Annotated in this window: 14 protein-coding genes; 11 read left to right on the top strand and 3 right to left on the bottom strand. The window is 48.9% G+C overall.

The window, feature by feature from the left end; translation table 11 throughout:
* The first annotated feature begins 275 nt into the window (after positions 1–275).
* Together QWI17_RS19345 and QWI17_RS19340 are read left to right on the top strand one after the other, a co-directional pair.
* Positions 276–2,351 (top strand): ATP-binding protein, encoded by a 2,076-nt coding sequence (locus QWI17_RS19345; RefSeq protein ID WP_302724175.1) that lies wholly within the window; start codon positions 276–278, stop codon positions 2,349–2,351.
* Positions 2,352–2,439: 88 nt separating this feature from the next.
* The gene (locus QWI17_RS19340) at positions 2,440–3,420 is read left to right on the top strand and encodes an RNA-binding domain-containing protein (protein ID WP_302724174.1); all 981 of its coding nucleotides are present in this window, start codon (positions 2,440–2,442) and stop codon (positions 3,418–3,420) included.
* Positions 3,421–4,399: 979 nt separating this feature from the next.
* Here QWI17_RS19340 and QWI17_RS19335 read toward each other — a convergent pair.
* From QWI17_RS19335 to QWI17_RS19325, 3 genes are all read right to left on the bottom strand, one after another.
* On the bottom strand, positions 4,400–5,332 hold the full coding sequence (locus QWI17_RS19335; protein ID WP_302724173.1) for a tyrosine-type recombinase/integrase: 933 nt from the start codon (positions 5,330–5,332) through the stop codon (positions 4,400–4,402).
* Positions 5,333–5,446: 114 nt separating this feature from the next.
* On the bottom strand, positions 5,447–7,387 hold the full coding sequence (gene mobH, locus QWI17_RS19330) for a MobH family relaxase (RefSeq protein WP_302724172.1): 1,941 nt from the start codon (positions 7,385–7,387) through the stop codon (positions 5,447–5,449).
* Positions 7,384–7,791, bottom strand: coding sequence for a class I SAM-dependent methyltransferase (locus QWI17_RS19325; protein ID WP_302724171.1), 408 nt, complete (start codon positions 7,789–7,791; stop codon positions 7,384–7,386). The genes mobH and QWI17_RS19325 overlap by 4 nt, the downstream gene beginning before the upstream one ends.
* A gap of 115 nt (positions 7,792–7,906) precedes the next feature.
* On the opposite strand from QWI17_RS19325, the gene traD reads away from it, so the two are divergent.
* The 9 genes from traD to QWI17_RS19280 are packed head-to-tail and all read left to right on the top strand — an operon-like array spanning position 7,907 to position 14,311.
* Positions 7,907–10,150 (top strand): type IV conjugative transfer system coupling protein TraD, encoded by a 2,244-nt coding sequence (gene traD, locus QWI17_RS19320; protein ID WP_302724170.1) that lies wholly within the window; start codon positions 7,907–7,909, stop codon positions 10,148–10,150.
* Positions 10,147–10,827 carry an IncC plasmid conjugative DNA transfer DtrJ family protein gene (locus tag QWI17_RS19315; RefSeq protein WP_302724169.1) on the top strand — a complete coding sequence of 227 codons (681 nt, stop codon included), beginning with the start codon at positions 10,147–10,149 and terminating at the stop codon, positions 10,825–10,827. Before traD ends, QWI17_RS19315 begins: the two co-directional genes overlap by 4 nt.
* Before the next feature lie 8 nt (positions 10,828–10,835).
* Positions 10,836–11,594 (top strand): hypothetical protein, encoded by a 759-nt coding sequence (locus QWI17_RS19310; RefSeq protein WP_302724168.1) that lies wholly within the window; start codon positions 10,836–10,838, stop codon positions 11,592–11,594.
* Positions 11,591–12,316, top strand: a complete 726-nt coding sequence (locus QWI17_RS19305; protein ID WP_302724167.1) for a TIGR03759 family integrating conjugative element protein — start codon at positions 11,591–11,593, stop codon at positions 12,314–12,316. The genes QWI17_RS19310 and QWI17_RS19305 overlap by 4 nt, the downstream gene beginning before the upstream one ends.
* On the top strand, positions 12,313–12,843 hold the full coding sequence (locus QWI17_RS19300) for a transglycosylase SLT domain-containing protein (RefSeq protein WP_302724166.1): 531 nt from the start codon (positions 12,313–12,315) through the stop codon (positions 12,841–12,843). The genes QWI17_RS19305 and QWI17_RS19300 overlap by 4 nt, the downstream gene beginning before the upstream one ends.
* Entirely contained in the window at positions 12,840–13,325 is a 486-nt protein-coding gene (locus tag QWI17_RS19295; protein WP_302724165.1) for a PFL_4695 family integrating conjugative element protein, read from the top strand. Before QWI17_RS19300 ends, QWI17_RS19295 begins: the two co-directional genes overlap by 4 nt.
* Entirely contained in the window at positions 13,322–13,678 is a 357-nt protein-coding gene (locus QWI17_RS19290; RefSeq protein WP_302724164.1) for an RAQPRD family integrative conjugative element protein, read from the top strand. The genes QWI17_RS19295 and QWI17_RS19290 overlap by 4 nt, the downstream gene beginning before the upstream one ends.
* A 5-nt stretch (positions 13,679–13,683) precedes the next feature.
* A complete protein-coding gene (locus QWI17_RS19285; RefSeq protein WP_302724163.1) occupies positions 13,684–13,914 on the top strand; it encodes a hypothetical protein in 231 nt (76 codons plus the stop codon).
* 10 nt (positions 13,915–13,924) lie between these two features.
* A complete protein-coding gene (locus tag QWI17_RS19280) occupies positions 13,925–14,311 on the top strand; it encodes a hypothetical protein (RefSeq protein WP_302724162.1) in 387 nt (128 codons plus the stop codon).
* Positions 14,312–14,317 lie beyond the last annotated feature (6 nt).

Genomic DNA, 14,317 nt, shown 5'->3' with positions numbered 1-14,317 from the left:
TAAAAGTAGGATCGGCATAGTGCTCTGGCTTGTTAACGGACTCGGTTGTACCGGTGCCTGGCATCAATCGAGCTACTATGCCGAATGTCTGTTGCTGCAGACATGAGCCTCACCTTATCGCTTTTTAACAGGAAAGGAAATTGTGTTAAACCAACCATACAAGGCAATCTTGCGGAACTTCGTGTGCTGTCGCGTTTTGAGCGTAGCACAAAAAGCGCCAGCACACTCCGTCCGTAAATTGCGGCGTTAGCCGCTAAAACCACCAAGGAGCATTTATGCCAAAGGGTCAGAGAATAATCGTTTTTTTAGCCGTACTAGCACTACTTTTAGTAGGTTATTTCGTATTCAAAACACCCGTTGATGCTCTTAGTAATAAAGGCATTGTAATAATGTCTTCACTCATCATGTTATCTTTCACTACGTTGTTAGCTGAACATTTTTTTACGCGACCCACAGATGTAGTGGCCTCAGCAGTTTCTATATTGCTTCTACTTTCGCCGATTCAATCCGAGCTGAAAGATATGGGTTTGTGGTATTGGGTTTTCTGGGGCTATAGTGCCACACTATTGATTCTATCTTTATTAGCTCTTTTGCTACTTAGTCCTGAAAAATCACCTGTAGATCCAATGAATAGAGCTTCAATAATATTGAAAACGCTCGCTATTCGGTTTGGTAATGGAAGATTTTTGTGGTTTACCTTGTTCGTGTTGTGTGTCCTGTTTTATGTTGATAGCCAATCACCGCTATTTATTGCGCTCTTCGCTTACGCATCTGTATTGCTCATTATTGATCCTAAGAAGGCAATATATTCATTTAGGTTTCTTGCTCCAAAGCCTGAGTCTGCTGTGGCAGAGTTATTTGGCATCCAGTCGTCTAGTGCCTATCTAGCAAAAGTCTACCCTGACAGCCCACCTGTAAAACGGTTTGATGTGACTGGATTTATATCCAATGCAGGTGGTAGAGAAAGATGGATTGCAGGGCTTGTATTAGAGGCATATGAGCTGAATGAACAACGGTGGCTAAAAATATTAACTGATGACTCATTCGGAGAATTGTTAGAAAAAACAACAATGCCTGAAAGCCCGAAAAAGGGAGTAGTACACTTACTGGAGGCGGATAGTGACTTAGATTTGGTGGGTCATCTAGTCGGAACTGTTTGTGAAGGCGCAACCATTGAGAAATTAAAGTTCGAATACGCGTTCAATATAAGTATTCAAGAAGGCGAGCTATTACAGGTTAGTTGTGATGAACATAATATTTTATATCAAGTCGTAGAGGGAACCACTGGATCTGAAACACTTGAGTCACGCAATGAGGCTGGTTTTATAATTGGGGAAGCAGTACAGCTTGGAATTTGGAATGCAGAAACTCGTAGCTTTGATAGGTATGGATGGGTTCCAAGCATGAACAGCCCTGTATCAAAAGCAGAGACAATAGAAGTGCCAGAGTGTCTGCCAAATGAATATCAGATAGGCAATATCCCCGGCACCAACTTTCCGGTGTTTATTGATCGTGAAACTGCTGTCACACATCATTTGGCAATACTAGGTGTAACAGGGTCAGGAAAGTCTGTTTTTGCTAGAAACTTAATACGTCAAATTGCAGATGATGACACCAAAGTAGTATGTGTCGATTTCACGAACGAGTATGGAGTTAAGCTGGCAGACTTAATTGGCGATTCATTAGTCCAAGGTGCTCAAGCTGACACTATGTTTACAGCTATCGACATAATTAGCGATGAAATGGACAAATTTCCCAATCAGCGAAACAAACCTTTGATAGCAGCAAAAGAAAAGGAATTGCGTGATGGGTTTAAAGCTGCTTTACAGGGTTTTGTTGCAAGTGATAACAAAGCAGTTTTATTTGAACTCCCAGACGTCGCAAACTCAGCGGGAATACTCGAATATACCAAATGGTTCTTCAAAGCGTTATTTGAACTTGCCAAAGCAAGAGAGTTGGACGGAAAAAGGGTATGTATAGTTCTGGAAGAGGCGCATACCATAGTCCCTGAGTGGAACTTTTTGGGCGTTGATGATAAACGCTCTAGTGCAGTTGTGAACAGTATTGCCCAGATTGCGCTTCAAGGCAGAAAATATGGTGTGGGATTTATTGTTATCGCTCAACGAACTGCAAATGTATCAAAAACTGTTCTGACTCAATGCAATTCTGTCATAGCATTTCAACAATTTGACCGAACAAGCGCAGAATTTCTGGGCAACTATATGAGTTCAGATTATGTAGCGTCACTTACCCGGCTTAGGCCTCGGCATGCCATTGCTGTCGGAAAGGCTTTTAGCAGTGGCACGCCTATGATATTTGGCGTTCCTGAAATTAATGAGCCGGAAGCATAGGGCGGCTAACAAGTTGCTGCACGCGGATAGATTACTCGCTGCGCTCTCAATTTACCGGTGAGCAAAGCGTTAGCCCTCTTGGTGAATTATGGAAGATTTTGAGATCGCTGTTAATCCCAAGGGACATTTGACTAAAAGAGAGTCCTTTGATTTGGAGTTTAAGCAATCATTTCATTATGGTGACTCCCTTCATACATATGTACGATCCCTCGTAGGAATGGCAAATAATCGAGGCGGAAGAATTGTTTTTGGTATACAGGATCATCCTAGAGTTCCGATTGGCTTAACAAATGATAAATTCGACAAACTTGACCCAACAAAGCTTAATGCTGTAATTCTCGAATATTTCTCGTCTGATATAAGCTATTCCATAGATAGCTTTGACTGGAAAGGCAAAAGCTTTGGCATATTGTCCGTGAAAGAGGCCCGGGTAAAACCAATTATTTGTCGTAAGGGGCAGGGAAAAATATTACGCCCCGGCGCCATTTATTATAGATACCGTGGTGAGACAAAAGAGATTATGTATCCGGAGTTATCAGCAATACTTGATAACGAAAGAGAAAAAGAAAAGCGGCTTTGGATGGATCATATACAAAAAATTGGCTCAGTTGGCCCAAGCCAAGTCCACATCCTTGATACAGCAACAGGAGAAATGGATGTAGGCCCAAGTACAGTATTGATAGATTCGTCAGTCGTAGACAAACTTAAATTTATACGTGAGGGTCACTTCGTTGAATCTGATGCTGCGCCAGCACTAAAACTTGTTGGGGATGTGTCAGGGGTTTTAGAGGCGGATCGTGTTATTTACGCGGAGAGCGCGTATCCTTATACAGCCACTCATGTTCAAGCGGAGTGCGGGATTAACAACTACGAGCTCCAAGCTTTTGACTGGAAATACAAGATCAAAGGTAATGTAAAGTATCACACCATCGTATCCACTGGGAGAACATCGAAAATAAATAAATACTCTAAGGCAACAATTGACCTGATTAGAAATGAAGTAAGAAAAAATCCTGATATAGTTGCTAAAATAAAGAAAGCTTATTCACGTAGCAGGAAAAAGGGCTAACAAGTTTGGCAAGCGGGACTGCTAAAAGCGTGGCTTCGCCACAACGCATCCCCTTTCAAAGGCGTTCCACGCTGGGCCAGCTTGTAAACATCAGGCCTCCATCACCAATATTTAAATGCAAAGCACTATATCGACGATCGCCTAAGCTTTAGACGCGCTTGATCCCTATTATCGAAAACTTGTTAGGGTGGAGTGCTAGGTTTGTCTTACTCAATGTCGATCTCTTCCTGAATGGCTTTCATCACTGTTTCAGTGCACTCACGAATAGGCATATTAGCTCGCTCGCACCATGCAAAATTTTGCTAGATCTTCTGGGTTACCCATGAAATTTGCATAGGAGAGGAGTGCTGGTATTGAAAGCTGGTACTTTTATGGGAAGAAATAAAAAAGGGTTAGTAGGTATTAACCCACTAACCCTTTCACAATATGGTAGCTAGGGGCGGGTTAATTCTAAAACGCTAGGGCGTTTTAGAACCCTGCGGGCGTCGCTGCGCTTGTTGCCCATTGCTTGGCCGCAATGGGTGAACCGGGGGCGGTTCTGCGGCTCACCGCATAACCACATATTAAAAACAAAGCCCCCGCAGGCGAGGGTAGGCTTATACCCATGATCGGATGTTAGCTGGAGGAGGCTAGGGGCGGGTTAATTCTAAAACGCTAGGGCGTTTTAGAACCCTGCGGGCGTCGCTGCGCTCGTTTCCCATTGCTTGGTCGCAATGGGTGAACCGGGGGCGGTTCTGCGTCTCACCCCGTAGCAATATTTAATAAAAAACCCCCGTGAGCAAAGCCCACGGGGGTTTTTTATTAAATATGGTAGCTAGGGGCGGACTTGAACCGCCGACCCCAGCATTATGAGTGCTTAATGTTGCTTGTGCGCAATATTTGAACAGCAAGTATTGTCTTGCTTTGTTCACTTGACACAAAGTAATATCGTTATAGAGGTCAAATGTCAAGTATTTAGCTGCATTTGGCCAAAAAAACATCACTTTGGCAAGCTCATTCGATTCACTTGTGTTCGAATACGCCCAATCTTAGTTTTAACATAGTTTCTCGTAGTAGAAAGCTGGGTGTGTCCCAGCAGTTTTTGAACCGAAAAAATATCAGGTTCATGTTCTTCGTCCACTGGGTTGCAGAGAACCGTTGCCGTAGTGTGCCGAATTCGGTGGGCTCCAATTCTTTGACCAATCTTATTGGATAGCCTTCTCATGAATCCAGTGACATGTTCACGGCGCATTGCACCGTTATTCTTTGGGTCAGGCTTATACCTGTGATAAAAAAGGCACACGTTGAATAGCCTGTCTCCCTCTCGCATCGGTCTTCCGAGCTCATCCTCTGCTCGCCTTATTAGATATTCCAGATCAGGTATTAGATCGTCGGCAATCGGAATATCCCATTCGCGGTATGTTTTTGAGCCCCTGTAGCTACAAGTAAGTACTTGCTTTTTTAGGTCTAAGTCTTGGTATTCAATAGCTACAAGTTGTCTTCTACGGACGCCTGTAAAGTATAAAAACCTTATCACTATCAGCCAAAACCAAGCTGGTTGGGGGGCGCCGCTGTCAGTTTTCAAATAGGTGATTGCCTTAAGGAAAACATCATCATCAACTGTTTTTGGTGGAGCAATCGGGAGTGTTGCTGACTTAACTTTAGAAAACCAATCCTTTTGCACGTACTCCTCATCAAACAGCCATTTACTCAGCAATTTGAGGTAGCGAAGATAACCGTTATAGGTAACCGGCTTAGCCACCTTCAGTGTTTCATCTCGGAAGGTCTTGATTGCTACCAAGTCAATCGACTCTATCGATCGGCAGCCTGATCTCGTCTCAAACAATCTGGCTACTCTGTTGAGGGTGTCTGCAGTATCTTGCTGATAGACATTCAGGGCGATGTACAGCTCTGCCGCTTCCGTTATACGCATCTTACTAACTCCTTATATTCCATGTAACTATAAACGGAGGCGTTTAATATAACTGTAATGTTTGGATTTGTGCGCCAAAATAAAGTAAAGCTATGTACAGCTGCCTTATTAGATCTACTCATCGTCAGAAGCTCTCACGAATTTATTGGTCTTAGGTAACTCTTGCCCCTCATCAAACAGCGCTGAGTAAGGCAACAGCCAGCCATTGAGGCGAGCTTGCTTATTGCCTGTATCGACGGTGTAGCGATGGACATTCTGGTGGGTTAGTTTGGTTTTCAGGTTGACCTTGAGCCGAGCGAACCGCTTCTGCAATTTCGTGTACTCACCACCATTCCCCAGGCGGGCCTCTTTGACAAAATGCTGGAATATCCGGGGGGATACCAAAAAGACGCCTTCCTCCACAAAATGCAGGCCTGCTTTGGCGTTATTCACAGACAACGTCTTACGGTGAATCCCTTGTTTTACCCAATCCAAAAAAGCCGTACCCACATCGTCGGTCCAATCCAGACTCTTGATATCTGTTGCAGGCCCTAAGTCCTCGGCAGCCTCATAGGAACCTGTGTCATTGTCTGCTTTAGCAGACTTCACGGGTGTTTTGGCCGATACAGGCTCAGCCTCGAAGGCATCGACTTGATCCTCTTCCAGGGCGGGTTGGGAATCTGGTGCAGTCTCACTCGGTACCGGATCCGCAAAGGGATCCGTATCATCCTCGACAGTCTCAGGGGGGCGAGCAGCCTCACTAGCGGGCGCAGCGTCTACCGACGCCCAGTCCTCAGGCTCGTGTTCTACTGGTGCAGACTCGGAAGATGTGGCCGGCGCTGACCGCGTCCGGCTTGGAGCTGGTGCAGTTTCACTTTGAGGCGCCTTATCGGCGCCGAGCTCACGGATTGTTCCCTCAAACGGCTGCGGCAGCCTCACGGCGCGCCAAAGCAGTCTCGTTTTGAATTTGAGGCAGGTAAACGTATGGCTAAATCGTCCTTGGGCATGCTCGATGGAAATCTTGAAAACGGCTCCGCCGTCGTCATTCTCAATGGCAAAGCCATGCTCCTGCAGCACGTTGTAGATTCTCACAGGATCCTGAGGCATCCCCGATGTGCCGGTGTCCTCAAAGCTACTGATCAGCTTCATAGCCAGCGGCCGGCACACAAAGTATGTGTACTCACCGGTCACCCAGGCCATCCCACCATCCTGGTTGTACTTGATCTCACGCTCATCAATGAGCTGTCGCAGTCTCTTGATCATGCGATCGGCCAGCGAATCAGCGGCCCCCGGTAGCCGGGATGCCGGCTTTTTGATATCCAGATTCTTCGCGGTGCTGCGCCTATCGGCCTGGATGGCGATATCGGCGATCACCTGGCTTTCATACTCCTCCCCCCACAGATAGTTAATAACCTGATCCAATATCTCGGGGTGTTGAGTCAGCCATGCCCTAGCAGGCTTGGGGATCAAAGTGCCAAACATGGTAAGACTGAGCCGCTGATGGCTCCTGTAAGGCACATCATTGAACGCTATCGCGTAGGACACTGCGTTAGTATCACTCAGGTAACCATCCTGAGGTGTCCAGAATCCAGTCCGACCTCCCGAGTAGGTTGGTATCAACTGGATTCGCCGAAACAACTTGCCGATATCGTGAAGGAGACAGGCGATAAAGAGCCCATAGGTCCAGATGTGTTCCTGTGCGGCGATCTCTTCGGGAGAGCCGCCGAGCGGCAGCTGATAGCTGCGGCGGATATGCAGCGCGTTTTCGATCACTTCGAGCGTATGCTGTAACAGACCTCCAGGGCCTGAGTGGTGGTTATTCTCTGAGGCTGGTGCAAGTTGACTGCAAAGCGCAAAACCGTAGGTTGGCTGTCGATAGAGGGTGTCGAAGTGCTCTTCGCTTAATCCGACCAGACGATACACACCGCTCAACGTCGCGTCATAACCGACGTACTCCAGAAGCTCGCGCGCGGTGAGTATCGGTAATGCAGTCATATCGAGCTGTGACGCTCGAAGTTCGACTTGAGGCTGGGCGGGATCGGGCGTGAATACCTTACCAAATAGGCGTTTAATCATACGCAGTGTGCTTCAGCCCACTTGCGTATCATGTCTTGCGCTGGGTGGGCATTAGCGGCGGTGTACTCTCGGATGGAACCCTGACCTGATTTAAATGCTTTAAAGCTTTCCTGGAGCGGGTTCCAAAACTGAGGATTGCCAGAGGGGTTGAACGCTCGGTGTGTCCAGCATTCAAGCTCGGACAACCGACGCTGAAATAAGCGCTCCAACGGGAGGCTGTCGGAATTATTGTTTAGAGATACCAGATCCCACAGCACAAGCTCTATCTCAGAGCTGATGTTTTCACCATCGAGGCTCACGCCCTCGAATGCCTCGCAGAGCTGCTGCAAAGGCTGAAGCCATTTCGGCTTCCCCAGTTTTGAGAGTGCTTCCGTGACTGAATGCTCCCAGTGAGACTGTGTCATAACGAACCCTTTATCGTTTGCGGTTACCCTTAGCCCCGCAGGGCCATTTTCCCTTATTGATCCATTGCCCCCTTATGCCCCTTTGACCGCCCCGGTCATCCACGGACTTTAGTGGATGACCGGGGCGCCTTTTCTGATAGACGCCATTAACCATTCGGGCATAGCCCGCTTTTTAGCGTTTTCCTTTCCTTATTTCAGCAATCAATTTGTACAGCCCTTGTGCAGTTTGATTGATGCGAAATCCGTCACGGTCAGTATTCTCAGCCGTATGAGTAACCAACACCCCATAGAATCGCTGATGCGATCACCGGTAGAGCTCTCTTCGAGTCTCGCCTATGCCTGTGGTGCAGGTCTCGCGGTGATGAGCCCCGGCATGTTATTAACCGTGCCGCCTGTGGCTTATTCGCTGGCCGCTTTCTGTGGGTATCGATTTTTTACTCGAACCGCTTCCGCCGTTCAGCTTATGAAGTATCAGCATGGCTTGACGGTATTGCCGTGGTGGGAGATCAGCAGCACTGAGATTCCGTGCAGCAAAAAAGATTTATTTCTGGGAAAAGGTTTTGAGTGGGAAGCCATTCATACCCAGCGCCACCACGACTGTAAGCAACCCGAAAATCGACACATCGTTAAACGCTATTCATCACCGGGATACAAACGCGCACGGCAAATCGAATCCGCCTTTAAGCGTTCGCCATTAACTACGGGTCTTGGCAATTTGCTGGGCAGCACCCACTGGGTTAATCCTTGGTCGCCCGTCAATTTGGATTTAGGTGGTGATACCACCACTCACGGTGTGGGTCTGTGGGAAGGTGAATACGATATCACCGAGCCTCAAAGTGAGCGCGTTGCACATAAGTTTGTAGTGGGCACCACTCGTGTAGGTAAGACAAGACTGTGCGAAGTGCTGGTCACTCAGGACATACACAACGACGATGTCGTGATTGTCTTTGACCCGAAAGGCGATGCCGAATTGCTAATTCGCATGTGGGCTGAATCGGTCAAAGCCGGACGTGAACACCAGTTTTATATGTTCCACCTTGGCTACCCGGACGTTTCTTGTCGCTATAACCCGGTAGGCTCCTTTGGGCGTATCACAGAACCGGCCAGTCGAATTGCTAGCCAGTTACCGGGTGAAGGCAATAGCGCAGCTTTCCGAGAATTTGCATGGCGCTATGTGAATGTGATCAGCCGCGCCGGTACCGAACTTGGTAAACGCCTCTCCTATGAGTTCTATTTGCAATACGGCGCAGACATTGACCCGCTTCTGTATGAATACCTGCAAGCCGTCTTTAAGAAAAATGAAGCCGAATTCCCAAAATGGAAAAAGGACATTGAGAAGGTCGAAGAGTCAGATCGTAAACCTGATCGCAGCATGTCAGCGCGAGACCGTAAGGCATGGGCCGCTGTTGTAGTCTACAAAGAATACGGCCTGTACGATGAAGTCGCCCACGCCCTGATCAAAACATTTGAGTACGAGAAATCTTTCTACGACAAGTTGGTCGCGTCTCTTTTCCCGCTATTGGAAAAACTCTGTGCGGGTAAAACGGGACAGCTGCTTTCGCCCGACTATCTCGACTTGGAAGACAAGCGACCAATCATCGACTGGAAGTCGATCATTCGCCAAGGCGGCATTGTGTATATCGGCCTCGATGCGCTAAGCGACGCGGAAGTCGCAAGTGCGGTGGGCAGCTCCATGTTTGCCGATCTGACCTCCACTGCGGGCTCTATTTACAAATTTGGATCGGATCAAGGCCTGCTGAAAGTCGATGGCCGCAATGGCAAGAAGCGCAAGGTTTGCCTTCACCTGGATGAATTCAACGAGCTGGTGGGTAAAGAGTTTGTTCCGATGGCCAACAAGGCCGGCGGTGCCGGGTTCCAGTTGACCGCTTATACCCAAACCATGAGCGATATTATCGTTAGATTTGGTGATACCGCTAAAGCCGCTCAGGTAATTGGTAACTTGGGCTCTATCATTATGCTGCGCGTGAAAGAGCTCGCCACGGCTGAACTGCTGACCGAGCAATTACCTGATGTTGATGTGCATACACTTGGCCTCCGTAGTGGCGCGACCGACAGTCCAGCCTCTGAAGAGGTGGACTTTGTTTCATCCACGCAGCAGCACATTGGCACTCAACGAGTACCACTGCTGCATCCTGGTGATGTGACACGCTTGCCGAAAGGGCAAGCCTTTGCCTTGGTGGGAAGCCGTCTTTACAAGATTCGTCTTCCCATGCTCAACGATGAAAAATCGTTGCCCTCGGATCTCTCTTTTGTCACCAATGAGATGCGAAAGCAGTACGCCGCGAAGAATTCCGAAGGCTGGCACAAAATGCCAGCACGGTGGGCGGAGGTCGCATGACACGCACTCAGCGCATAGACAGACAAGATACCGGACGTGAAACCATGCTCGGTAGTACCATCTCACAGGTTGCCTCTCTAGTCTCTTGGTTTCTGTTCGCGGTGTTTATCTCCAGCGTCATCGAGTGGATTGGCATGCTGGCCGGTTGGTGGGATAAGACCCACGCGAGACACATGCTCACCGAAGAGATCGGCTATCTCTCACACATCGATCAGAACGCACTTCTAAAACTTCACCCAGCGCAATTGGCTGACAAGGCCATTACGTGGGTGAACGAAGCGTACAGTTTTATTGGTTTGCCCAAAGTGCTGAATCTTCTCTCTCAGTACATGGGATGGCTCGCCATAGGGATCAGCAGTGCCATTGATATCACCTACACGCTGGTCATTCGTCTGGCAGTGGTGTTGCTCGCACTACCGGCCTTCATCCTCTGGGGGCTCCTCGGGCTTGTGGACGGCTTGGTCGCTCGCGACATCCGAAAAGCCTGTGGTGGTGTGGAATCATCCTTTGTGTATCACCGAGTAAAAGGCTGGATAAAACCGGCCATCGGTTTGAGCTCTGGCTTGTACCTGACGCTTCCTTTCTCAATCAATCCGGCGCTCTTTTTTATCGTGCCACAGCTGCTTTTCTTCACGTTCGTGTATTACACCGCGTCAACGTTCAAGAAGTTTATTTAGGGGATCGTATGCAATCGACTACTGACTCAAGTTTGCCAAACATAGAGCATTCGGATGAACCCCGAGAGCCTATCGCTGATAACCGCTCTTCAATGCCATCGTGGTTCAAACTCGCCTTGGCATCACTGTTGATATTGGTGTTAGTTGCATTTGTAGGCCTTGTGGTTTTCCTTCCAGAAGCCAAACAAGAAGTCGTCGAGGATCAGACAACACCGCCTGTAGAAAAAATATCACTACCCGAACCACCCATCGACATTCAACGTAAAACAGCCGACAACGTCGACCCTGAAATTACCTCTTCGCTGCTGCAGGTGGAATCCTCAGAAGACCTGTATTCCGAATCCGTTGTGCTGGAAACCAACAGCGCGGTACAGCAGAAGCTGGAGGGTGAGATTGCATCGGTTAAAAGCTCTGTCGAACTGATGCAAGGCACCCTGATGGAGATTAAGGCGCAGCTGTCCGACATGCGTGAAGCTGATAACGACAACGCTTCGGATATCAACCATCTTCGCCGCTCCTTTCTCGATTTTAAAGAAGAGCACAAGGCGTCGACTCCGATCAAAAACCCAGAGCTACCGTTCTCGGTTGTGGCCATCAAGCAAATGGGTACCTTAGTGCAGGTGTCAGTCTCACACGACGGCCATCGCCGGGATATGGGGCTCAATGGCCGATGGATGGATTGGAAACTGACCGGTGTCGATCTCACCGGCCGTCGAGTCCAGTTCACCTACAAAGACCAAATCACGCGGTTAACGGTGTCCATATGATCACCCGTGTTTTCGCGATATTGGTGCTTTTGGGAACTGCCTGCCTCTGTCAGGCAGCACAGACCGAGATCAACGATACCCAGCGTACCGACAGCCTCACCGGCCGCACTCAGGCTGTAAAGCCCTGGCTGCGCTGGGGGTTGACGGAATCCGAGTGGGCAACCTACCAGGACATCATGCAGGGGCCACGCGGCATCTGGACACCTAATATCAGCCCGGTGTCAGCCCTCGGCCTGAATGCTCAATCTGAGGTAGAGCGGACTCGATACGCCAAAATCGCCGCCAGGCAGGACTGGCAGCGATTGATGAATGAGCGCGCCTGGCACCTCGCATATAAGTCCGCCAAAGAAGAGTATTTCGGTCAACAGATCGCGATGATTGATGTTGAATCAGCGTCGATTTCGAACATTACGGCCAATTCAAAGCTCGTGATGTTTACCGATGAAAACTGTATCCAGGTATGCCAGAAGACGCTGGAATCGGTCATTCAAAATAAAGCCAGTCTCGATATTTACTTTATCGGCAAGATTGAGCGTGACGACATCATTCAATGGGCAGCCACCCATGCGATTCCGCCAGAGCTCGTGAATGATGCCGGTAAGATCACACTCAATATTGACCGTGGCCTCTTTCAAGCCATGTCGCCCAGCAGCGGCGATCTGCCTCAGATTTATGTTCGCGACCCTCGCATGGACGGTGAGCTCATGGAGGTCGAGTTTTGAAATCGATCATCCTGATTATCTCGATCATGCTCAGCTGGCAGGCCTTGGCGGCAGAGAAGACTGTCCCAGATCCGTACTTGGTTGCGGCGAAGCACGCTAATGTCCCAGCGGAACTCTTGTATGCCATCTGTCTTCAGGAGAGTGGCTACAGTCAGTCAGGCGCGTACCATCCTTGGCCGTGGACACTCAACCTCGGTGGCCGTGGCGCCTACTTCGCGGACGCTCAGCAGGCGGCCAAAGCACTGTCCGAGTTTCTGTCCCACAATCGTTGCAACGTGGATATCGGGTTGTGTCAGATCCACTGGTGTGCCCATGCCCATGTGATCAATGATCCATACCTCATCATAAACCCCTACGCCAACATTCAGTATGCGGCAGCCTTACTGCGTTCTGAATACGAACGCTCGGGCGACTGGGTGACCGCCGCCGGTCGCTACCATGCACCCAGTAATCCTCGACTGGCAGCGTCGTATCGTGCTCAGGTTCTCTCCAAATGGCAGCCTCTCATCGCAGGAGGTGTCGAATGAAACGTATCGCCACTCTACTGATTGCGCTGCTCTGTCAGGAGGCCTTAGGTCAATCCCCCGAAACCATTGCGGATTTCGGTGGTGATCCATTTCTGAAAACACCTGAAATCAAATTGACACCTCCACGCCGAGATGCATACCTGAATGATCATTTTCCGGTTCATACGCCCAGTATGAGTCCGGGCAGGATTCGTGGTGGTGATCTGCCACTACCTCATGAAACGGCCAAACTGCATCCCTCGTTCTTTGTGATGGGGTACGACAACTACTCGGTTCAATGGGTCAGCGCCCATAAACAAAAACTGGTGGAAGCCTCCGCCAAGGGTTTTGTCGTTAATGTGGAATCCGCTGCACAACTGCAGCAGCTGCGTTCCATCCTCAAGCCACTGACTCTTATCGCCGCACCGGGCTCCAGCTTTACCGAGCTCTGGGGCGTTCAACATTACCCTTTCTTTGTTCATCAGGGAGCCCTAACACAATGAAATACCTCGTACTGACGCTGTTGCTATTGATATCCGGCGCAACGAGCGCGGGTGTCGATCATGTGACCGATCAAGAACGCTTAGCCTTGGAGAAAGTGCTGGTGTATCTGAAGGACGCTCAAGGTCTTGTTTCCAAAGCCAACTCGGTCAGTGCGATCGACACTCGGTTCCCTCTGAATTATCAGGCGCTGAATACGGATCTTGCCGAAATTCGCGATGCATTGGAGCGCCACCTACGGGCACCTTCTCGTTCACCACGCAAGGTGAAGAATCTCGACAGTGATTATCTGCCGCGGGAAGGTTCCGAGGCGGCTATCGAGCAAGATCAGATCATCGGTGTGTTTTTTGAGTAGGCGCCATGCTGGATAAATTTCAAGCCATCTCGGGCTTAGAGCCACTGTACGCCTACATGACGTTTGCCATCATTTTTGGTGGCTTGTTGGCGCTTCTGATTTGGATGGCTTTGGTGGCGGGCTGGCAACGTCGTCAAAAAGGCGAGATGGAAGAAGGCGATGTTCTGAACCTTCTCATCCGATTGTTTGTGCTGTTTTTCTTTTTTATCTGGCTCATAACGCCAGCAATTTCATGAGGGTACCAACATGCAAAACACATTTCTGAATTATCAATCATTCAAACACTGGATGCGATTAGGAATCATGGTCGCGTTTACGTTGCTATTGCCGTCCTTGTCATTTGCTGATGCTCCTTCTTTGCCTGGCTTGGAAATGGATGGCGTTGATACTGATAGTGGTAACCCCCTCGATGTGCTGCTCAATATTTTTAAATACGTGGCCGCCGTTGTGATCTGGATTGCGGTTGCTTATCTGGGTGTGAAAGTTCTCCTCGAAGCCCTTAAAGACATTCGCGATGCCAAAGACGGCGACACTAAATGGGTATCGGCCGGCAAATCGATTGCGGGAGGTGTCATGTTCTTTCTTGTGGCGTTGGCTATTGCCATCTGGATTACCAATCAGTTCTTCAGCTAAGGGGAT

Source organism: Gilvimarinus gilvus (assembly GCF_030518155.1).
Lineage (GTDB): Bacteria > Pseudomonadota > Gammaproteobacteria > Pseudomonadales > Cellvibrionaceae > Gilvimarinus > Gilvimarinus gilvus.
This window is presented reverse-complemented; position numbering and strand designations above follow the sequence as displayed.